At 64.0% G+C, this 18,717-nt stretch carries 23 protein-coding genes and 1 tRNA gene; 16 read left to right on the forward strand and 8 right to left on the reverse strand.

Annotation, left to right across the window (positions count from 1 at the left end; translation table 11 throughout):
• Positions 1 to 55: 55 nt before the first annotated feature.
• Positions 56 to 2,695 carry a heavy metal translocating P-type ATPase gene (locus AArc1_RS18000; RefSeq protein WP_117365640.1) on the reverse strand — a complete coding sequence of 880 codons (2,640 nt, stop codon included), beginning with the start codon at positions 2,693 to 2,695 and terminating at the stop codon, positions 56 to 58.
• 300 nt (positions 2,696 to 2,995) lie between these two features.
• On the opposite strand from AArc1_RS18000, the gene AArc1_RS18005 reads away from it, so the two are divergent.
• The 5 genes from AArc1_RS18005 (at position 2,996) to AArc1_RS18025 (ending at position 6,820) form a co-directional block, all read left to right on the forward strand.
• A complete protein-coding gene (locus AArc1_RS18005; RefSeq protein ID WP_117365641.1) occupies positions 2,996 to 4,849 on the forward strand; it encodes a cation:proton antiporter domain-containing protein in 1,854 nt (617 codons plus the stop codon).
• Positions 4,850 to 4,983: 134 nt separating this feature from the next.
• A complete protein-coding gene (thpR, locus tag AArc1_RS18010) occupies positions 4,984 to 5,541 on the forward strand; it encodes an RNA 2',3'-cyclic phosphodiesterase (RefSeq protein ID WP_117365642.1) in 558 nt (185 codons plus the stop codon).
• 177 nt (positions 5,542 to 5,718) lie between these two features.
• Positions 5,719 to 5,871, forward strand: a complete 153-nt coding sequence (locus tag AArc1_RS18015; protein ID WP_117365972.1) for a 50S ribosomal protein L39e — start codon at positions 5,719 to 5,721, stop codon at positions 5,869 to 5,871.
• A gap of 2 nt (positions 5,872 to 5,873) precedes the next feature.
• Entirely contained in the window at positions 5,874 to 6,152 is a 279-nt protein-coding gene (locus AArc1_RS18020) for a 50S ribosomal protein L31e (RefSeq protein WP_117365643.1), read from the forward strand.
• Between the two features lie 2 nt (positions 6,153 to 6,154).
• Positions 6,155 to 6,820, forward strand: coding sequence for a translation initiation factor IF-6 (locus AArc1_RS18025; RefSeq protein ID WP_117365644.1), 666 nt, complete (start codon positions 6,155 to 6,157; stop codon positions 6,818 to 6,820).
• 60 nt (positions 6,821 to 6,880) lie between these two features.
• Here AArc1_RS18025 and AArc1_RS18030 read toward each other — a convergent pair whose 3' ends face one another.
• Positions 6,881 to 7,192, reverse strand: coding sequence for an ASCH domain-containing protein (locus AArc1_RS18030; protein ID WP_117365645.1), 312 nt, complete (start codon positions 7,190 to 7,192; stop codon positions 6,881 to 6,883).
• 250 nt (positions 7,193 to 7,442) lie between these two features.
• Between AArc1_RS18030 and rpl18a the strand changes: the two genes are divergently transcribed.
• From rpl18a to thiM, 6 genes are all read left to right on the forward strand, one after another.
• Entirely contained in the window at positions 7,443 to 7,610 is a 168-nt protein-coding gene (rpl18a, locus tag AArc1_RS18035) for a 50S ribosomal protein L18Ae (RefSeq protein ID WP_117365646.1), read from the forward strand.
• Positions 7,610 to 8,059, forward strand: coding sequence for a prefoldin subunit alpha (pfdA, locus tag AArc1_RS18040; protein ID WP_117365647.1), 450 nt, complete (start codon positions 7,610 to 7,612; stop codon positions 8,057 to 8,059). The genes rpl18a and pfdA overlap by 1 nt, the downstream gene beginning before the upstream one ends.
• 12 nt (positions 8,060 to 8,071) lie before the next feature.
• Positions 8,072 to 9,361 carry a signal recognition particle-docking protein FtsY gene (ftsY, locus tag AArc1_RS18045; protein ID WP_117365648.1) on the forward strand — a complete coding sequence of 430 codons (1,290 nt, stop codon included), beginning with the start codon at positions 8,072 to 8,074 and terminating at the stop codon, positions 9,359 to 9,361.
• Positions 9,362 to 9,778: 417 nt separating this feature from the next.
• Positions 9,779 to 10,387, forward strand: coding sequence for a GNAT family N-acetyltransferase (locus tag AArc1_RS18050; RefSeq protein WP_117365649.1), 609 nt, complete (start codon positions 9,779 to 9,781; stop codon positions 10,385 to 10,387).
• 38 nt (positions 10,388 to 10,425) lie between these two features.
• Positions 10,426 to 11,091, forward strand: a complete 666-nt coding sequence (thiE, locus tag AArc1_RS18055; RefSeq protein ID WP_117365650.1) for a thiamine phosphate synthase — start codon at positions 10,426 to 10,428, stop codon at positions 11,089 to 11,091.
• Positions 11,088 to 11,927, forward strand: coding sequence for a hydroxyethylthiazole kinase (gene thiM / locus AArc1_RS18060; protein WP_117365651.1), 840 nt, complete (start codon positions 11,088 to 11,090; stop codon positions 11,925 to 11,927). The genes thiE and thiM overlap by 4 nt, the downstream gene beginning before the upstream one ends.
• A 7-nt stretch (positions 11,928 to 11,934) precedes the next feature.
• Here thiM and AArc1_RS18065 read toward each other — a convergent pair whose 3' ends face one another.
• On the reverse strand, positions 11,935 to 12,177 hold the full coding sequence (locus tag AArc1_RS18065) for a type II toxin-antitoxin system HicB family antitoxin (protein WP_117365652.1): 243 nt from the start codon (positions 12,175 to 12,177) through the stop codon (positions 11,935 to 11,937).
• A 72-nt stretch (positions 12,178 to 12,249) separates the two neighbouring features.
• Positions 12,250 to 12,498: a HalOD1 output domain-containing protein gene (locus AArc1_RS18070; RefSeq protein ID WP_228442362.1), complete on the reverse strand. Its 249-nt coding sequence runs from the start codon at positions 12,496 to 12,498 to the stop codon at positions 12,250 to 12,252.
• A 271-nt stretch (positions 12,499 to 12,769) separates the two neighbouring features.
• Between AArc1_RS18070 and AArc1_RS18075 the strand changes: the two genes are divergently transcribed.
• A complete protein-coding gene (locus AArc1_RS18075) occupies positions 12,770 to 14,155 on the forward strand; it encodes a signal recognition particle protein Srp54 (protein WP_117365654.1) in 1,386 nt (461 codons plus the stop codon).
• Between the two features lie 41 nt (positions 14,156 to 14,196).
• Here the strand turns inward: AArc1_RS18075 and AArc1_RS18080 are convergent, their stop codons facing one another.
• The gene (locus AArc1_RS18080; RefSeq protein WP_186336627.1) at positions 14,197 to 14,343 is read right to left on the reverse strand and encodes a hotdog family protein; all 147 of its coding nucleotides are present in this window, start codon (positions 14,341 to 14,343) and stop codon (positions 14,197 to 14,199) included.
• Between the two features lie 144 nt (positions 14,344 to 14,487).
• Between AArc1_RS18080 and AArc1_RS18600 the strand changes: the two genes are divergently transcribed.
• Positions 14,488 to 15,036, forward strand: a complete 549-nt coding sequence (locus AArc1_RS18600; protein WP_133412379.1) for a hypothetical protein — start codon at positions 14,488 to 14,490, stop codon at positions 15,034 to 15,036.
• Between the two features lie 15 nt (positions 15,037 to 15,051).
• On the opposite strand, the gene AArc1_RS18090 is transcribed toward AArc1_RS18600, so the two are convergent.
• Both AArc1_RS18090 and AArc1_RS18095 read right to left on the reverse strand, forming a co-directional pair.
• A complete protein-coding gene (locus AArc1_RS18090) occupies positions 15,052 to 15,465 on the reverse strand; it encodes an RNA-binding domain-containing protein (RefSeq protein WP_117365656.1) in 414 nt (137 codons plus the stop codon).
• A complete protein-coding gene (locus AArc1_RS18095; RefSeq protein WP_117365657.1) occupies positions 15,462 to 16,073 on the reverse strand; it encodes an AAA family ATPase in 612 nt (203 codons plus the stop codon). Before AArc1_RS18095 ends, AArc1_RS18090 begins: the two co-directional genes overlap by 4 nt.
• Before the next feature lie 217 nt (positions 16,074 to 16,290).
• Here AArc1_RS18095 and AArc1_RS19205 point away from each other — a divergent pair, with 217 nt between their 5' ends.
• The 3 genes from AArc1_RS19205 (at position 16,291) to AArc1_RS18105 (ending at position 17,013) form a co-directional block, all read left to right on the forward strand.
• Complete coding sequence (locus tag AArc1_RS19205) at positions 16,291 to 16,431, forward strand: hypothetical protein (protein ID WP_186336628.1); 141 nt, start codon at positions 16,291 to 16,293, stop codon at positions 16,429 to 16,431.
• A 77-nt stretch (positions 16,432 to 16,508) separates the two neighbouring features.
• The gene (locus AArc1_RS18100; protein WP_117365658.1) at positions 16,509 to 16,886 is read left to right on the forward strand and encodes a YccF domain-containing protein; all 378 of its coding nucleotides are present in this window, start codon (positions 16,509 to 16,511) and stop codon (positions 16,884 to 16,886) included.
• A 52-nt stretch (positions 16,887 to 16,938) separates the two neighbouring features.
• A tRNA-Arg gene (locus AArc1_RS18105) sits at positions 16,939 to 17,013 on the forward strand.
• 987 nt (positions 17,014 to 18,000) lie between these two features.
• On the opposite strand, the gene AArc1_RS18110 is transcribed toward AArc1_RS18105, so the two are convergent.
• Positions 18,001 to 18,588, reverse strand: coding sequence for a DoxX family protein (locus AArc1_RS18110; RefSeq protein WP_117365659.1), 588 nt, complete (start codon positions 18,586 to 18,588; stop codon positions 18,001 to 18,003).
• Between the last annotated feature and the right edge of the window lie 129 nt (positions 18,589 to 18,717).

Consider the following 18,717-nt stretch of genomic DNA (forward strand, 5'->3'; position numbering starts at 1 on the left):
CGGTCGGTGGTCGAAGTGGAGATCACGTCGCCGGACGAGTCGAGGATGATGGCCGCTACCGACGGAACCACGAGAGCGGCTTCGTCACCGCAAGCTGGTAGTCTTCGTGTGGGTCGTACTTCGCGAACGCGAGGCTGTTGGTCATCACGCTCACGCTCGAGGTGGCCATCGCCAATCCCGCAAGCGCAGGGTTGAGGAGGCCGAGCGAGGCGATCGGAATGAGCGTCGTGTTGTAGATAAACGCCCAGAAGAGGTTCTGGCGAACCTTCGAGATGGTCGCCTCGGAGATGCGGACGGCCTTGAGTACGTCTGCCGGATCGTCGCGCATCAGCGTGACGTCCGCACTCTCGATGGCGACGTCGGTACCCGAGCCGATCGCGACGCCGACCTGTGCCGTCGTGAGCGCCGGAGCGTCGTTGACCCCGTCGCCGACCATCATAACGCGTGCCCCGCCGGCCTGAAGCTCCTCGACGTGATCGGCCTTGTCCTCCGGCAGTACCTCCGCGCGGACGTTGTCGGGGTCGATCCCGACCTGCTCGGCGACCGCTCTCGCCGTACGCTCGTTGTCGCCGGTAAGCATCACGACCTCGGAACCTCGCTCGAGGAGGGCCGCGGCGGTCTCTCTGGCGCTTTCGCGGACCTCGTCGGCCACCGCGAGCACACCCTGTAACTCGCCGTCGATCGCGACCGGCATCGCCGTCTTCCCCTCGCGCTCGAGGCGGGTCAGAGGCCCTTCGGCGGGCCCGGTGTCGATCCCCGAATCCTCGAGCAACTTGCGGCGGCCGATCAGGACCGTACCGCGGTCGGTCTTCGCACGGACGCCCTGACCAGGGACGTTCTCGAACTCGCTGACGCCGCCGATCTCGACGCCGCGGTCGTCGGCACCCTCGACGATGGCGCGGGCGATGGGGTGTTCGGAGCCGGACTCGGCCGACGCCGCCGCACCGAGGACGAACGACTCGAGGGCGTCCTCACCCGAGGAGGGGGGCTCGAGGACGCCACCGTCGGGCGTGGCGTCGGTCCCGCCGTCTGTGGCCGCTCGCTCGCCGACGAGTTCGACGTCCGTCAGCACCATCTCGCCATGGGTCAGCGTTCCCGTCTTGTCGAAGACGATCGTATCGATGCCCCGAACCTGCTCGAGGACGTCGCCGCCTTTGAAGAGAACGCCGTTGGTCGCCGAGAGCGTCGAGCCGACCATCGTCGCTGCGGGCGTCGCAAGCCCTAGCGCGCAGGGACAGGCGATCAACAGCGCCGAGGCGAGCACGACGACAGCGAACTCGAGGACGGGGACGCCGCCGGGTGCCGCGTCGACGGGGCCGCCGCCGACGGGCTCGAGGACGGGAATCCAGGAACCGAGCCACGAGGAGACGCCGAACAGCAGTTCCGGTGCGAGCAGCCAGACCGTTGCCCAGAAGACGGCGTTGACGATCACCGCGGGGACGAAGTACGCACTCACGGTATCGACGAGCCGCTGGATCTCGGGCTGGCGCGACTGGGCTTCCTTGACGCGCTCGACGATCTGCTGGATCGCCGTCTCCGAGCCCACTTTCGTCGCCTCGACGAGCAAGACGCCGTTCTCGTTGATCGTCGCGCCGACGACTTCGTCGCCTTCTCCTTTCTCGACCGGGACCGACTCGCCGGTCAGCATCGACTCGTCGACCGCGCTCTGGCCCTCGCGGACGACGCCGTCGGTCGGGATCTTCTCGCCGGGACGGATCTTCAGTACGTCGCCGGGTTCGACCGCCTCGAGTGGCACCTGCAGTTCCTCCCCGTCGCGGACGACCGTGGCCTCGTCGGCCTCCATCTCGAGTAGCTGGCGAAGCGCGTTGCCCGCGCGAGCCTTCGAGCGCACCTCAAGCCAGTTGCCGAGCGTGATGAACCAGAGGATGAACGCGACGGCCTCGAAGTAGAGCCCGCCGACGAGCACCCCGCCGAGGACGGCCACGCTGTAGACGTATCCCGCACTCGTGCCGACCGCAACGAGCGTGTCCATGTTCGCCCGCCGATCGTGTGAGAACGCGCGGTAGGCCCCCTGGATGAACTCCTTGCCGAGCGTGGCCATCAGGATCGTCGCGAGGACGAACTCGAGCCAGCCCGGCGGGTGGGCGATGGCCATCGGGATCGGCGACGCGACACCCGCGAGTTCGAACAGCATCTCGAACATCATCGGGACGAACGGCAATGTGAGCAGGCCGCCACCGATCAACAGCCGACGCTGGCGTCGCAGTTCTTTCTCGACGGCGCGTTCGCGCTGACTCTCGTCTCCCTCCGTCTCCTCACTGACGGGCTCGAATCCTGCCCCCTCGATCGCTGCGTGGAGTTCGGCGAGTGAGACGTCGGCTGGATTGTACGTGACGCGGGCCTCGTCCGACGCGAAGTTCACGTCCGCCCGAATCACTCCCGACCGATCCTCGAGAGCATCGCCCACCGCCGTCGAACAGGTCGCACACGACATGCCCAGGACGGTGATCGTTCTCGTCTCGGCAGCGGCCTCGAAGCCGGCGTCCTCGATCGCGTCGTAGATATCCGCGAGCGAGACCTCGGCCGGATCGTACGCGACGGTTCCCTCGTCCGTCGCGAAGTTCGCACTCGCCTCCTCGACCCCCTCGAGTGCAGCCACTGCGTCCTCGACCGATCCCGAGCACGTCGAACACGACATCCCCATGATCTCGAGGTGCGCTCGTCGCTGTTTCATAGCTGAACCTAGTCCCCGAGGTTCAAGCGGGTTTCCCCTCGAGATACGACGTCAGAGACGAATCCTCGGGCGACGGCCACGCTACCGAGAGTCGGACAAAACAGCACCGAATCGAGCGATCGATCCGACGCAGACTGTCGGACCCGGCAGCATGAACTCTCGAGTAGCCTGGCCGACGTCAACGAGCGGATTCGGCGTCCGACGAGACGGGGTGACACCGACCGACCTACCGAGAGAACACCACTTCCCCCTAACCTGTCTGGAACGAAATTTATCACCGAGAACGTGTGAGTTGCTGTCGTGGAGAACGTACTCCCCGTCGTCGTCGGCATCCTCGCACTCGGCGTCGGCGCACAGGTGCTCGCCAAGCGACTCCGGGTGCCGAGCGTTCTCTTTCTGATCGTCATCGGAGTGGGAGTCGGTCCCGAAGGACTCGGGTTCGTCTCGATCGAAACCTTTGGGGACGGGCTATCGACCGTCGTCGGCCTCAGCGTCGCGATCATCATCTTCGATGGCGCGTTCCACCTCCGCCGCGAGAAGCTCCGGGAAGCGCCTCGAGCAGTGTTCCGGATGACAACGGTCGGGGCTGCACTGGCGTTTTTCGGCACGACGCTCGCCGTCCGCGTCTTCCTCGGGACGGGCTGGGACGTCGCCGCCCTGATCGGCGCGTTGTTGATCGCGACCGGGCCCACGGTGATTACACCACTGCTCGAGGTCGTGACGGTCCGTGACCACGTCGCAACGACGCTCGAGGCCGAAGGCATCTTCAACGACGTGAGCGCCGCGGTGCTGGCGATCGTCATCTTCGAGGCGTTCGTCGTCGGCGGAGCACCGGCCGAGATTCCGGTCGCGTTCCTCCAGCGGCTCGTCGCTGGCATCGGGGTGGGCATCGTCGTCGCGATCGCCGTCCGGTACCTGCTCGTCGACGTCGGCCTGCCGGCGGGTGACGCCACGCAGGTCGCGCGGCTCGTGACGCTCACCGGCGCGCTCGTTTCGTTCGGCCTCGCCGAATCGATCTTTCCCGAAACCGGCGTCGCCGCCGCTGCGGCCGCTGGCGTCGTCCTCGGTAACCTCGAGCTTCCCCACCGTGAGGAGATCCTCAGCTTCAACCGCGACCTCACCCTCGTGGTGCTCTCGTTCGTCTTCATCTCGCTCGCAGCGTTGATCGATTTCGACGCGCTGCTCGGCCTCGGAATCGGCGGCGTCGCCGTCGTCGTCGCGGTCACGCTGGTCGTCCGCCCGATCCTCGTCGCCATCTCGACGACCCACTGGCGGTTCAGCCGAAACGAGAAATACTTCCTCTCGCTGGTCGGCCCTCGCGGGATCATCCCCGCATCGGTGGCGACGCTGTTCGCCATCGAACTCGAGGCAGCAGGCCAGTTCGAAGCCGCCCGGACGCTCGCCGGAACGGTCTTTCTGGTCATCTTCATTACCGTCGTCTTGCAGGCCGGGTTAGCCAGACAAATCGCAGAACGTCTACACGTCGTACCCATGAAAAGCATCATCGTCGGCGGCGGCCGGGTCGGCCGGGCGCTCGCCACACGGCTGGAGAAACGCGGCGAGAACGTTCACTTGATCGACCGCGACCCCAATACGGTCACGGCCCTTCGCGAAGACGGCTTTTCCGCCCACGAGGGAGACGGAACCGCCGCCGAGACCCTCCGGGCCGCTGGAATCGAGGATGCGAAACTCGTCGTCGCGACGACCGCCGACGACGACGTCAACCTGCTGGTCTCCCAGCTCGCCCGCACCACCTTCGACGTCGAGAACGTCGTTGCTCGGGTCAACACTCCCGGAAACGTCAGCGCGTTCGACGCCGTCGGCGTGCAAGCGATCGACGTCGCTAGCGCGACCGCCTGGTCGATCGACAACGAGATCGAACGGCCGGCACTGGCCCACTGGATGAACGAACTCGGCGAGGGCCACGACGCTCAGGAGATCGTCGTCACCGCCGAAGAGCTAGACGGCGCGACGATTCGCGAACTCAGCGCCGAGATTCCCGACGGCTGTATCGTCGCCGTCGTCGCTCGCGAAGGCGAAACCTACGTCCCCGACGCGGAGATGGCCCTCGAGGCGGGCGACCGCATCACGTTCATCGGCCGTGAGGAAGCCGTCAGCAGCGCCGTCAAGCGGTTCCACCCGCACGACGCCTGAATCGACCGTCGTCCGTCAGTGTCGACACACCCGCGGACCGGCTCCAGACCGGGAACCGGTCCGACCGGCGGGACGACGATCACGGCCCATCGCGACCGATGCGTTTGAAGGGGTTGCCCGTCCGACTCCCTTGTATGCGCCTGTTCGTCAGCGTGGACCTTCCCGACGACCTCGCGGTGCCGATCGCCGACCTCCAGGACGAGTTCGCGGGCACCGGTGGACTCAACTTCACCGATCCCGAGCAGGCACACCTCACGCTGAAGTTCCTCGGTGAGGTCGCCGCCGAGCGCGTTCCCGCCCTCGAAGACGAACTGGCAGCCGCCGTCGACGACGCCAACATCGACCCGTTCACGGTCCGTTACGGTGGACTCGGCGTCTTCCCGAGTCTCGAGTACATCAGTGTCGTCTGGCTCGGCGTCGAGGAGGGGTCCGATGAACTCACACGACTGCACGAAGCGATCGAGACACGAGCGACGGCGATGGGATTCGAAGCCGAAGATCACGAGTTTACCCCCCACGTCACGCTCGCGCGGATGGAACACGCTGGCGGCAAAGAGCACGTCCAGGAACTCGTCACCGAGCGCGATCCGACCATCGGTGAGGCGACAGTCGACGCGATTCGGCTCACCGAGAGTACGCTCACCGACGCGGGCCCGATCTACTCGACAGTCGAGTCGGTTTCACTCGAGTGATGGTGTCGTCCCAATCGCTACCGCTCACAGACGGCGTCGAGCGCCGGCGGTGAGCGTCCGACGTTGGTCACGTCAGAATCGGTCGCTATGGGGCGTGAAAACCGGAATGTAGGGGCTCGAGGCGCTGTCGCCCAGATGGACAAGATTTTAAGCCACCGCGGGCTACGTTCGGCCACTATGGGTAAGAAATCGAAGGGCAAGAAGAAGCGTCTTGCCAAACTCGAGAAGCAGAACAGCCGCGTTCCGACGTGGGTCATGCTCCGAACCGACATGGAGACGACGCGGAACCCGAAGCGACGCAACTGGCGGCGCAGCGACACTGACGAGTAATCATGAGTGCAAGCGATTTCGACGAACGCGTCGTGACGGTTCCGCTGCGCGACGTCAAGAAGGGAGCGAACCACGAGGCCGCGGATCTGGCAATGCGACTCGTCCGCGAACACCTCGCGAAACACTTCGCGGTCGACGAAGACGCGATTCGACTCGACCCCTCGATCAACGAAGCCGTCTGGGCTCGCGGCAAGTCCAACCCGCCGCGAAAGCTTCGCGTACGCGCTGCACGCTTCGACGAAGAGGGTGAGGCCGTCGTCGAGGCCGAGGTCGCCGAGTAAACTTGCTGCGTCTCGCCTTCGCCGGGTCGGCGTACGTCGGCGTCTTCGCCTGCGCGACCGACTCGTGCGTACTCGTCCGCCCCGACGTCGACGACGACCTCGTCGCCGACCTGAAAGCGGAACTCGAGGTGCCTGCCGTCCCGACGACCGTCGGTGGCTCATCGACGGTCGGCGCGTTAGCGACCGGTAACGAGAACGGCCTGCTCGTCAGCTCGCGGGTCCTCGGGTACGAACGCGAGCGCCTCGAGGACGAACTCGACGTCCCCGTCACGGAGCTACCGGGGAACATCAACGCCGCGGGCAACGTCGTCCTCGCGAACGACTACGGGGCGTACGTCCACCCGGACCTGCCCCGAGAGACGATCCAGCTCGTCAAAGAGGCACTCGAGGTCCCCGTCGAACGCGGCGACCTCGCGGGCGTCCGTACGGTCGGGACCGCCGCCGTCGCAACCAACAGCGGCGTCCTCTGTCACCCGAAGGCGACCGACGCGGAACTCGACCACCTCGAGGAAGTGCTCGACGTCCGAGCCGACGTCGGGACGATCAACTACGGCGCACCACTCGTGGGCTCGGGGCTGCTCGCCAACGAGGGGGGCTACGTCGTCGGCGAGGACACGACCGGGCCTGAGCTCGGCCGCATCGAGGATGCGCTTGGATACCTCGACTGATCGTCAACACACCCGCTTTCTCTCTTCGAACCGTCAACTCACGCCCGAGCGCGAGCGCCGCTACCGTCGTTCGAACCGGTGGCGGACGACCTCACTCCCGTCGTCCCACTCGAAGTTTGGGTGGGCGCGGTCGAGCAGCTGCCGGTAGCCCTCGAGGTCGTCGACGCCTTCGGCTCGAGCGTCCTCGTCAGTCAGGTCGCCGAGCGTACGATGGGTGACGTCGACGACCTCGAAGGTCTCGTCGCCGATAGTGAACGTATCGCCCTCGTCTGCGTACTGGTGGCCGCGGTGGATCTGAGTCACCTCGCCCTCGAGGGCCTGCTGTTCCATTCGGTCGTTCGGGAGTACCTCGCCTGCGTCGATCTCTGCCATACGCGGAGTCTTTGTCGCCGCGAACAAAACCGTTCGCCCTCCCTGCGTACCGTGGTGGCAACGATCGGCTGGCGTCCCGTCCGGGCTACTGGACGCCGGTTCCGGCGCATCCGCCGCGTGAATCGTGATTGTGCTGGTATATCGGTACGGGAATTCGCCCCAGAATCGGCCGCCCGAAACGCCGATTCCGGGGCAGGTGACCGGATCGTGGAAGGGAAGATTCTTCCGACTGCCTGCCGGAGTGGGGGACATGAGCCAGTTCACGGTTACCGGTCGGTTCAACTCGCGTGACGGATACGCGGCGTTCGAGCCGGCCATCGACGCGGACACTGCGGACGTCGCCCGTGAACACGCCTACTCCCGACTCGGGAGCCAGCACGGGCTCACGCAAATCAAACTCGACGAGGGTACTCACTAATGAGTCAACAACAACTTCAGCAGCTGTCCCAGGAACTCCAGGAGATCGAACAGCAGGTCCAAACGCTCCAGGCCGAAGTCGAGGCCACCCAGGAAGAGAAATCGAGCGTCGACGAAGCGGTCGACGCCCTCGATTCCCTCGAGACGGACTCGACCGTCCAGGTGCCGATCGGCGGCGGAGCGTACCTTCGGGCGACGGTCGAGGACATCGACGAAGTAATCGTCGACCTCGGCGGCGACTACGCCGCCGAACTCGAGGAAGGCGACGCTGTCTCCGCCCTCGAGAGCAAGAAGGAGAACCTAGACGAGCAGATCAGCGATCTCAACGGGGAGATTTCGGAGCTCCAGACCGAACAGGAGCAACTCGAGCAACAGGCCCAGCAGATCCAACAGCAAGCGATGCAACAGCAGCTTCAGGGAATGCAAGGCCAGGGACAACCCGACGAGTAAGCCGGTCGTACCATGTTCGACAACCTGAAGAAAAAACTCGGGAGCTTCCGCAAGGACGCCGAAGAGGCGGCCGAAGAGAACGTCGAAGACGTCGACGAGGACGAACTCGAGGAACTCGAGGACGAAGAAACCGGTGCAGTCGATGCGGAGCTCGAGTCCGACGCGGACGGCGAGCCGGACGCCGACGCCGGAGGGGCCGAACCTGACTCGCCTACCGAGGCCACCGGTGCAGACGTCGAACCCGCGGTCAACGACGAGCAGTCGGACGAGTCCGCTGACGGGTCCGAACTGCAAGAGGAGGCCAAGTCGCACTCCGAAGTCGACGCCGAAGCCGAGGCTGCCGTCGAGGACGACGAGGCTGACGCCGAAGCTGGCGAAACCGAGACTGACGAAACGACGTCCGAGAACAACTCGACTGGTTTCGGTGCCAAGGCTCGGTCGCTCGTACGCGGAAAGTTCGTCATCGAAGAAGAGGACCTCGAGGGACCACTGCACGAACTCGAGCTCGCGTTGCTCTCGAGCGACGTCGAGATGGGCGTTGCCCAGGAAATCCTCGACAACATCCGTGACGAGTTGGTCGGTGAGACGCGGACGTTCACGACCTCGACCGGCGAGGTCGTTGAGGAGGCGCTGCGCGATGCGATCTACGACGTGATCAGCGTCGGGCAGTTCGACTTCGACGAGCGCATCGCTGTCGAGGACAAACCCGTCACCATCGTCTTCACCGGCGTCAACGGCGTCGGCAAGACCACGTCGATCGCCAAGCTCAGTCGGTACTTCGAGGAGCGTGGCTACTCGACGGTGATGGCCAACGGCGACACCTACCGGGCTGGCGCGAACGAGCAGATTCAGGAGCACGCCGACGCCTTAGAGACGAAGCTCATCAGCCACGAACAGGGCGGTGACCCCGCTGCTGTCCTCTACGACGGCGTCGAGTACGCCCAGGCCAACGACATCGATATCGTGCTGGGCGACACTGCCGGTCGCCTGCATACCGACGAGGGCCTGATGGACCAACTCGAAAAGATCGACCGCGTGGTCGGCCCCGACCTGACGCTGTTCGTCGACGAAGCCGTCGCGGGCCAAGACGCCGTCAACCGCGCCCGCGAGTTCAACGAGGCCGCCGAAATCGACGGCGCAATCCTCACGAAGGCGGACGCCGACTCCAACGGCGGTGCCGCGATCTCGGTCGCCCACGTAACCGGTAAGCCGATCCTATTCCTCGGCGTCGGCCAGGGCTACGACGATATCGAGCCGTTCGACCCCGACGAGATGGTCGACCGACTGCTCGCCGAGGAGTAGCCCCAGGTCGGTGTCGGCGATTCGGTACCATCGGACGGCGGTGACCGTTCTTCATTTAAGTGCTTCTGGTCACAAGGTAGAGCTATGACGGGAGATCGTCGTTCTACGCGTACTCGAGTTCGACAGTGCGAGCCGTATCTCTCGCCGTTCGCTGACCGATCGTTCGAGCGGCCGATCGAGAACCGATCGCAACGGTCGGTTCCCAGCGTTCACTTAAGTGCCTCTGGTCACAAGGTATAGCTACGACGGGGAGTTGCGTTCTCTCGATTCTACGCCACTGAGTCCTGGCCAGCCAACGCTGTATCGAACGCTGGTCACACTGCGTGTCATCCACACCACCGGCCAGTAGGGACGTCTCGAGGTCGATTGCGCGATCCAGCGCACTTATTTCGTCGGCCTCGAACTGTCTGGCGAACCATGGACGAGGAGTCGGAGATCAGTGTTCGCGTCGCGACGCGGTCGGATGCGGCCGCCGTTTGCGAGATCTATGCACCGTTTTGCGAATCGTCGGCAGTCACCTTCGAGGAGACGCCGCCGAGTATCGACGAGATGGCGGCTCGGATCGCGTCGACGCTCGAGACCTACCCGTGGCTGGTCGCAGCGCGCGACGGGACGGTGATCGGCTACGCGTACGCAGGCAAGCTCCGCAAACGGCAGGCCTACCAGTGGGTCGTCGAACTCTCGGTGTACGTGGCCGAAGCGGCCCGCGGACTCGGCGTGGGGCGGACGCTGTATGAGTCGCTGTTCGCAATCCTCGAGCGCCAGGGCGTCCGTGACGCTTACGCAGTGACGACGCTGCCAAACCCCGCCACCGTCCGGTTCCACGAACGACTCGACTTCGAGCGGCTGGTCGAGTTCCCCGCGATGGGATACACCGACGGCGACTGGCACGACGTCGCCTGGTGGCGGCGGCGACTCGGTGAGAAGGGCGACGAGCCGGCACCGATCATCCCCTTTCCGACGGTCCGGGACGACCCCGAATTCCAATCACTGTTGGGGGTCGGCGAAGACACCATCCAGGGCTGACCGAAGCCGCTTTGTGGCTCACCCCCGCCGTATCCGCCATGGAACCGTCGAACTACGGGACGTATCTCGTCACACAGGAGTCGCTGTCGGACGGCCGGTCGACGCTCGAGGTCGTCGAGGCGGCAGTCACAGGTGGCGTCGACGTCGTCCAGTTGCGCGAGAAGGGGACAGACACGCGCTGGCGGTACGACCTCGGACTCGAGGTGCGCGAGGTGACTGCTGCGGCCGACGTCGATCTGATCGTCAACGACCGGGTCGACGTCGCGACGGCCATCGACGCCGACGGCGTCCACGTAGGCCAGTCTGACCTGCCGGTGTCGGTGGCTCGTGAGCTCCTCGGTCCCGAGGCGGTCATCGGCTGTTCGGCGTCGACGGTCGCCGAAGCCGAAGCCGCCGAGGCCGACGGCGCGAACTACCTCGGCGTCGGAAGCATCTACGGGACGACCTCGAAGGACGTTCCGGAACCCGAAGACGACGTCGGCCCAGACCGCGTCGCGGAGATCGCCGAAGCCGTCTCGATCCCTATCGTCGGCATCGGTGGCGTGACCGCCGAGAACGCGGGATCGGTCATCGAAGCGGGCGCAGTCGGCGTCGCCGTCATCTCCGAGATCACGGCGGCCGACGACCCAGCGGCAGCGACCGACGCGCTCGCCTCGAGCGTCGAAAGGACGAAACGCCAGGCCAACGAACGGAGCCGACGATGACAGCGCCATCGACAGCCGACGTAACCGGTGCCGACCTCGCGGCGTCGCTCGAGCGACTCGCCGACGCCGAGCCGCTCGTCCAGTCGTTGACCAACACAGTGACGATCAACGACGTTGCAAACGTCGTCCTCCACTGGAACGCGCTGCCGGTGATGGCCGACACGCCCGGCGACGCTGGCGAGATGGCCGAACTCGCGAGTGCACTCGTGCTCAACATCGGCCAGGTTCCTGACCAGCGCGTCGAAGCGATGGTCGAGGCCGGACGAACCGCTAACGACCGCGGGATTCCAGTCGTCCTCGATCCCGTCGGGGTCGGATCGACGCCAACGCGCGAGTCGGTCGCCGAACGGCTGCTCTCCGAACTCGAGTTCGCCGTCGTAAAGGGCAACTACGGCGAGGTCAGCGCTCTCGCGGGCGTCGAAGCCGAGGTCAAAGGCGTCGAGTCCGTCGGCGAGTACGACGAGATCGAAGACGCAGCCCGCGTACTCGCAGACTCCACCGGCGCGACCGTCGTCGCCTCGGGCGTCGAAGACGTCGTTGCGGACACCGATGGCGTCGTCCGGATTTCTGCCGGCCACGAGATGCTCGGTGCAGTCGTCGGTACCGGCTGTATGCTCGGCGGAACGATCGGCGCCTTCTGCGGTGCGCTCGAGGACACTCACGTGGCCGCCCTTTATGCCACGCTGGCGTTCGGCATCGCCGGCGAGCACGCGGCCGACCTCGAGTACGAGGGGCCGGGCAGCTACCGGACGAACTTCCGCGACGCCGTCGCTGGACTTAGCCCCGAAGTCGCCGCAGGGCTGGCTCTCGAGGATCGAATCGTACCAATCGAGTAACCGCCGTTCAGAGCCAGTCGTCGCCGGGGTCGTCGTCCGTTGCCTCGAGGTAGGCGTCGACTGCCTGTGCGAGGTGTTCGATCGCCTCTTCGGGGTCCTGGCCCTGGCTCGAGACGCCCGTCTCGAGGTCGTCGGCGATGTGGAGACCGTGCTCGTTGACCCGAAGGCGGACGTCGGCGTCCGTCAGTTCGTCGTAGGCAGTCGGATCGACGTCGGCTTCCTCGAGATCGAGGACTTCGTCGGAGCTCATGGCCGTGAGTTGTCGGCGACGGGGGAAATACGCACCGACGCAGGCTGTACCGATGACGACTGCCGGAAGGAGTCAGCGTTCGATAACCGTGAGTTCGGCGTCGTCGATCTCCACGTGGTACCCATTCACCGAAAACGAAACCACAACCTCGTCAGTTTCGGTGACCAGCACGTCGAGTGCGTCTGGGTGTACGTGCTCGATCAGTCGGCCGACGTGTGTCGTCGGTAGGTCGAGCGGGTCGACGCCCTCGAGGTCGGCGATGGCCCGAACGACGGCGACGCTCGGGAGCTCGCCGTCCCAGTTACAGTGACGTGTCGACACGTCGCTCACCCCATCCCCGCACATACGCAGCCTAGACAAGAGGTGTCATGCTAACGTTTGTGGTCCGATCCTCGAAACTCATCGTCGATCACGAACGACCGGCACGTACTGGCTCGGTGGGTGCTGAGCCGATCGAGATCGGGCCAGCGGGTCGACTGTACGACGACCACCGACGAGTCCACTGTGCAACGCCCACCGACGACGAGCCTCGAGTGGCGACCTGTCGGTTGTAGAAAAAGCCTTTAACGCCGTCGCCACGTACATCGAGCAAATGGTACTCGACGATCTCGGGAGTTCTCTGCGGGGCACCCTCGATACACTCCGTGGGAAATCACGAATCAGCGAGGAGGACGTCGAGGAGATCGTCAAGGAGATTCAGCGGTCGCTGCTCTCCGCCGACGTCGACGTCTCGCTCGTGATGGAGCTATCGGACAGCATCAAAGAACGCGCACTCGAGGAGGAGCCGCCAGCCGGCACGCCGGCACGTGACTTCGTTCTCCGAATCGTCTACGAGGAACTCGTGGGACTCATCGGGGAGTCGACGGAACTGCCCCTCGAAGAGCAGACGATCCTGCTCGCCGGATTGCAGGGGTCGGGAAAGACCACCTCCGCCGCGAAGATGGCCTGGTGGTTCTCGACGAAAGGGCTTCGCCCCGCCGTGATCCAGACCGACACCTTCCGGCCGGGTGCGTACGACCAGGCCAAACAGATGTGTTCGCGCGCGGAAGTCGACTTCTACGGCAACCCCGACAACGACGACCCCGTCGAGATCGCCCGGACGGGCTTAGAGGAGACGAGCGAAGCAGACGTCCACATCGTGGACACGGCGGGTCGCCACGCGCTCGAGGACGACCTCATCGACGAGATCGAACAGATCGAAGGCGTCGTCGAGCCCGACACCTCGTTGCTCGTGTTGGACGCGGCGATCGGCCAGGGGGCAAAAGAACAGGCGAGCCAGTTCGACGAGTCGATCGGCATCGACGGCGTCGTCATCACGAAGTTAGACGGGACGGCGAAAGGTGGCGGTGCACTGACCGCAGTCGATCAGACGGACTCGTCGATCGCCTTCCTCGGAACCGGTGAAGAGGTCCAGGACGTCGAACGCTTCGAGCCCAACGGTTTCATCTCCCGCCTGCTCGGGATGGGCGACCTCGGCCAGCTCGCCGAACGCGTCGAGCGCGCGATGGAGCAGACGGAGATCGAAGAAGAGGACTGGGACCCCGAGGACATGTTGCAGGGCAATTTCACCCTGAACGACATGCAAAAGCAGATGGAGGCGATGAACAACATGGGGCCGCTCGATCAGGTACTCGATATGATCCCCGGCTTCGGCGGCGGCATCAAAGACCAGTTGCCCGACGACGCGATGGACGTCACGCAGGATCGGATGCGACGGTTTCAGGTCATCATGGACTCGATGACCGACGCCGAAAAGGAGTACCCAAAGGCCGTCGGCGCGAACCAGGTCGAACGCATCGCCCGCGGCTCGGGCACCAGCGAGGACGACGTCCGCGAACTCCTCCAGCAGTATAAGATGATGGAACGGACCATCAAGCAGTTCCAGAATATGGGCTCCGAACAGGAGATGCAGCGCATGATGAAACAGATGGAACAGCAAGGCGGCGGTGGCGGTATGGGTGGCATGGGACCGTTCTGAGGAGGCACGTCCGCTTCGTTCTCACCCGTTTTCACCGCAGATCAGTCGTCCGCTTCGACCGGCAACGCGTCGACCAGTACCACCGCGTCACCGTCGAGCACGACCGTCCCCTCGCCGTCTTCGACGATCGTGTCGATCCGGTATCTCGGGTCTCCCAGTTTCTCGGAGACCTCACACGCCGCGGTCACGCGGTCGTCGACCGAGACGGGGCGAGGAAGCTACTCTCTCTGATTGTACTGAAGAAAATGCCATTCAGTATCTGGAAGAAGAGCACTAATATAGAGTGAGAATTCAAGATAAAATTATAAATAATGTATTTGTCTAAACACAATATGGACGCTGAGAGTTGCCGTCGGAGAACACTTCTCGCTACTGGTTCGGTCCTTGCAGCTGTGCTCGCCGGTTGCTCTACAGAGACTGAAGAACAAACTGAATACGACTTTCCAATTTCGATCAGAAATACCCGAGACGACGATCACGAAGTTGCGATCGTTCTCCACGATCTGGATCGCGATGAACGGCCCGTAAATGAAGTGATGAGGGTACCAGCCGACGAAAGAGATTCAATATCGGTAACCATCGAACGCGACGGAGAAGATTGGCCGGGCGCTTGGTTTCTGGTCGGCGTCGATCTGTACGACGGGTTCGACGAACTGACAGATACTGATGTCCCGTCGGATCTGCTCGACCTAAACGAGTCACGAACTGACATCAGCGAAATAATCCGTGAGAACAACTCGATCGGGGTAGAAACAAGCGATAACGACCTGTCAGACAGCCAATACGTCGAGACGACTATTGACTTGATCGGTCCTGGGCTTGGTTTCGCCCTAACAATCGACTCGGATGGGTCGGTTCAAATCTACAAAAACATGGTCTGAGAAGACCCGGGTCGGTCACCCCTCGACCGGCCACCCGTCCTTCGTCGGCGGCGCGACCTGATCGACGTACGCCTCGAGCGTCGGCTCGTCGACACGAACCCGGACGGCGATCTCGCCGAGTTCGTCCGGTTCGCCGACCGAGAAATTGACTCGCCCCTCGAAGGCCGCCTGCTTTTTCAGCGCAAACGAAAAGACGTCTCCCTCGCGATTCGAGAAGAACTCCCCGCGTGCCGTATCGAGGATTTCCTGTCGGTGGAGCAACTCGGAAAAGTGCTCGAGCGAGTGGGCCTCCCCCCGGATTTCGCCGAAGCTCTCCTCGAGATCGGCGTTCGGGAAGATGCTCGTAATCGCGTCGGCGACCCGGCTCGTTACCTCGGTGTCGAAGACGGGTGCGGTGATCTCGACGTCGACCCGATAGACGTCGGTCATGGCTGGCGTGCCTCCGTGGGTTCGTCGTCACGCTCGAGCGCGTCGGCTTCCTCACACGCCCGGGTCCCCTCGCGGATGATCGCTCGAATCCGGTCGTGGAACGCCTCGAGCGTATCCGTGTTCTCGACGACGACGTCCGCACGAGCCATCGCGTCGTCCATTCCAAAGCCACGCTCGCGTTCGTCGCGCGTGGTGAGGTCCTCACCGCCGTCGTTGGCATCGGCGTCTCTGCCGCGGGCGTCGATCCGCTTGGCGCGTACCTCGAACGGCGCTTCGATGCTTACCAGCGTGAAGTCTTCACCGAAACGCTTTTCGAAGGCGTCGAGTTCGACGGCGGATCGCAAGCCGTCGACCACGACCGCATCGTGATTCTCGAGGCGGTCTTCGATCATCGGGAGCGAGCGCTCGGCGATCGCCGCCGGGCCGTGTTCGTCGCGCAGTGCCTGTGCGACGCTCCCGTGATCCTTCGTCGGGTCGAGCCCCCGATCGGCCGTCTCCTGGCGGACGACGTCGCCCATCGTCACCACCGGAATTCCCTCCTCGCGTGCGACGGTGGCGGCTTCGCCCTTGCCGCTGCCGGGCAACCCCACCGTTCCGATGACGTGCATTACCCCCGGATAACGGCGACGAGCGCTTAAGGACTGTGCCTCGCCTCGAGAAACTGATCGACTGACACGGTTTATACCATCAGACAGAGGGGACTGAAAGCGCATTCGCCGGAAGGGAGCGACCACTTCTCACACTCGTTCTGTCCGGCAGTCTCAGCTCGACCCAACCGAGCCGGACACCCCCCGGGACTTTGAGCCTCGGCGTGGACGACCGACCATGCGACTGTCCACGAAGGTGCTCCTGGTCGGCGTCCTACTGATCGTACTCCCGATTCCCATCCTACCGCCGCTGGTCGGGGCGACGATCGGAGTCGTGCTGGTGGCGGCCGGGCTCTTCCTGCGCTTTATGGACCTGTAGAGGCGCGTAGCCCGGCGGGATGGGGCGCTCGAGCGAGGGCGAAAGCCGTATCTCAGGCTCGGTGCCTCTACTTGAGTATGACACAGCGGTCCCTGTTCGTGCGTGCGCTCTGGTTCCTCCTGATCGGCTGGTGGGTGACGCCCATTCTCGTCAATATCGCGTGGGCGTTGAACGTGACGGTGGTCCTCGCGCCGGTCGGGATCAAGCTGGTGAATCTCGTGCCGACGGCGCTAACACTGCAGGAACCCCGGTCGCTCGCCGCTCCAGAATACGGGCGTGGCCAGCGCTCGCTGCTGATCCGGGCGATCTACTTCGTACTCGTGGGCTGGTGGCTGAGTTTCCTCTGGGCGAATCTCGCGGCCCTATTCGCGATCACGATTATCGGGCTTCCGGTGGCGATCTGGATGGCGAATCGGTTGCCAGTCGTGACCTCGCTGTACCGGTTTCACGGCTGAGCGGGGTGAGATCCGCACTGCTTATGTCGATTCGTCGGTGATGTGTGCTCGAGGGCACGTAGCTCAGTCTGGATAGAGCGTCGGACTTCTAATCCGACGGTCGTGGGTTCGAATCCCATCGTGCCCGTCCCGAAACGGTCGGTTTAGTGGTTCTCGCAGATGGCACGGTAGAGAAGCCACAGCAGCAGAAATCCGACGAATTCCGACCCGCGTTCCATCCTGAAAATTCGGTGCCCGTTCAGGAGCTTAACGCGCCCCTTTGCCGTCATGACATTTTCATTGTCGGCGAACAACCGCACACCGCTTTGGCGGTTCGGAGGTGGTCTGCGTGAAGTCCCTCGAGAAGCTCCTGGGGGAGATCGGTCGGGACGAACTCGACCGACGAGCGTGGTCGACGCCTGAGCCGCGGACTCCGCGCGGTTTCCAGGCCTCGTTTCCAGATCTGAACAGGCACTCAACGCGGAATTGAGACGAGTCAACCCGAGAATTCGGCCATCACGTTCAAACCATAGAGGGTGGTGAACAACGTAGCGGGGCAGCGGTCTGTCGTTGCCAAACTACCGTGTCGCTGCCTCGCATTCCGGTTCTCTCGTGGTGTACATATAACGACAGTCGAAACTCCAGCCGGTTGGGAACGCCACGGTGGCGCTCGAGCGGACCCCCTCAGTCACGTTCGGGCGCATCGGGGAGTCGAGAGACTACTGGCGTAACGCGCTGGTGGCTCGAGTCGAAGAAGTCGGTCGTGCGCGGTCTCGGGGCGAGCGACCGGTCAGGGAACGGGGCTGTCGTCCACTGGGCCGGAAACCGACGTCAGGCAGTCGACGAGCGCAACCCCCCTGCTTCGGGTGGAACTTGCTCACACAGGGTGATCAGACGGGGACTGGCGACTCGGGTGCTGGACGGTGGCTGACTCGAGCCCACTGAACTGCTTCGGAGCTCGAGCCTACCGAGAGGTGGGACCTCGAGTCCTCGGCCGGTACATCGCCCTCTCGATGGCGGAAGACTCTCGAACCGACAAAAAGACCGGCGGTCCCACGATGGAGGCAGTCACACGTGTCGAACCCGAGCCCCCATCACCCATGACGTCCGACGACGGATCGATGGCGGAGCCGGGTTAGCCGAGTAAGTACCGCAGCCAGGGGTTCGATCGAACGACGTCGGACTGCTCGAGGATACCGTCGATACCGGCGAGTCGGCCGGCACCCCAGGCGGCGAGGCCGAACAGCAACAGCATATAGACGAACGAGCTGTCGATGAGGTAGCCGTTTTCGACCGGGAAGCCCTGGCTCAGTCCGGCCTGCCAGGCCGCAGTCCAGAAGAAAGCCATCTGAACCGCGCCCATCATCGCGGCGAAACGGAAGAACACGCCGAAGAGCAACGCCAGCCCGATGAGGACCTGTCCGAAGATGACGAGTGGATCGATGAGCGCCGCGTAGTCGCCAAACCAGAGAAATAGCCCGTAAAGCGGGTTCGCCTCGGCGACGGCGTTGTTCAGGAAGCCCGCCGAAGACCACGCGAGTGGGTCGCCCCAGCCCCCGTCGGCCCACTTTTCGAGGCCAGCCTGGAGGAAGACCCAGGCCATCACGAGCCGGAGTCCAACGATGGAGTAGGCCACCCAGGTTTCGGAGTAGTTAAACGCGACAGTACGGCCGAGTAACGACGATTCGATCGTCTGTTCAGACGGTTGGCGCTTCGTTGCCATTGTAAGTCCCTCTATTGGAGGGGGTCGTGGCGACTGGTTAACTATCAGGAGAATTCCAAAGAAGTGACAAATATCGAAAGATCGCCACCCGAACGAAACCAGAAACCGGTCACGAGTACCACCGGTGAC

It is taken from the genome of Natrarchaeobaculum sulfurireducens, from assembly GCF_003430825.1.
GTDB lineage: Archaea > Halobacteriota > Halobacteria > Halobacteriales > Natrialbaceae > Natrarchaeobaculum > Natrarchaeobaculum sulfurireducens.

Bases quoted from the DNA above. Each gene is read 5' to 3' on its own strand.
- AArc1_RS18015 (WP_117365972.1), top strand. From the start codon at position 5,719: ATGGGTAAGAAATCGAAGGGCAAGAAGAAGCGTCTTGCCAAACTCGAG.
- AArc1_RS18090 (WP_117365656.1), bottom strand. From the start codon at position 15,465: ATGACCGACGTCTATCGGGTCGACGTCGAGATCACCGCACCCGTCTTC.
- AArc1_RS18050 (WP_117365649.1), top strand. From the start codon at position 9,779: ATGGACGAGGAGTCGGAGATCAGTGTTCGCGTCGCGACGCGGTCGGAT.
- AArc1_RS18110 (WP_117365659.1), bottom strand. From the start codon at position 18,588: ATGGCAACGAAGCGCCAACCGTCTGAACAGACGATCGAATCGTCGTTA.
- AArc1_RS18065 (WP_117365652.1), bottom strand. From the start codon at position 12,177: ATGAGCTCCGACGAAGTCCTCGATCTCGAGGAAGCCGACGTCGATCCG.
- AArc1_RS18600 (WP_133412379.1), top strand. From the start codon at position 14,488: ATGGACGCTGAGAGTTGCCGTCGGAGAACACTTCTCGCTACTGGTTCG.
- AArc1_RS18000 (WP_117365640.1), bottom strand. From the start codon at position 2,695: ATGAAACAGCGACGAGCGCACCTCGAGATCATGGGGATGTCGTGTTCG.
- thpR (WP_117365642.1), top strand. From the start codon at position 4,984: ATGCGCCTGTTCGTCAGCGTGGACCTTCCCGACGACCTCGCGGTGCCG.
- AArc1_RS19205 (WP_186336628.1), top strand. From the start codon at position 16,291: ATGCGACTGTCCACGAAGGTGCTCCTGGTCGGCGTCCTACTGATCGTA.
- thiE (WP_117365650.1), top strand. From the start codon at position 10,426: ATGGAACCGTCGAACTACGGGACGTATCTCGTCACACAGGAGTCGCTG.
- ftsY (WP_117365648.1), top strand. From the start codon at position 8,072: ATGTTCGACAACCTGAAGAAAAAACTCGGGAGCTTCCGCAAGGACGCC.
- AArc1_RS18030 (WP_117365645.1), bottom strand. From the start codon at position 7,192: ATGGCAGAGATCGACGCAGGCGAGGTACTCCCGAACGACCGAATGGAA.
- rpl18a (WP_117365646.1), top strand. From the start codon at position 7,443: ATGAGCCAGTTCACGGTTACCGGTCGGTTCAACTCGCGTGACGGATAC.
- AArc1_RS18095 (WP_117365657.1), bottom strand. From the start codon at position 16,073: ATGCACGTCATCGGAACGGTGGGGTTGCCCGGCAGCGGCAAGGGCGAA.
- pfdA (WP_117365647.1), top strand. From the start codon at position 7,610: ATGAGTCAACAACAACTTCAGCAGCTGTCCCAGGAACTCCAGGAGATC.
- AArc1_RS18020 (WP_117365643.1), top strand. From the start codon at position 5,874: ATGAGTGCAAGCGATTTCGACGAACGCGTCGTGACGGTTCCGCTGCGC.
- AArc1_RS18100 (WP_117365658.1), top strand. From the start codon at position 16,509: ATGACACAGCGGTCCCTGTTCGTGCGTGCGCTCTGGTTCCTCCTGATC.
- thiM (WP_117365651.1), top strand. From the start codon at position 11,088: ATGACAGCGCCATCGACAGCCGACGTAACCGGTGCCGACCTCGCGGCG.
- AArc1_RS18075 (WP_117365654.1), top strand. From the start codon at position 12,770: ATGGTACTCGACGATCTCGGGAGTTCTCTGCGGGGCACCCTCGATACA.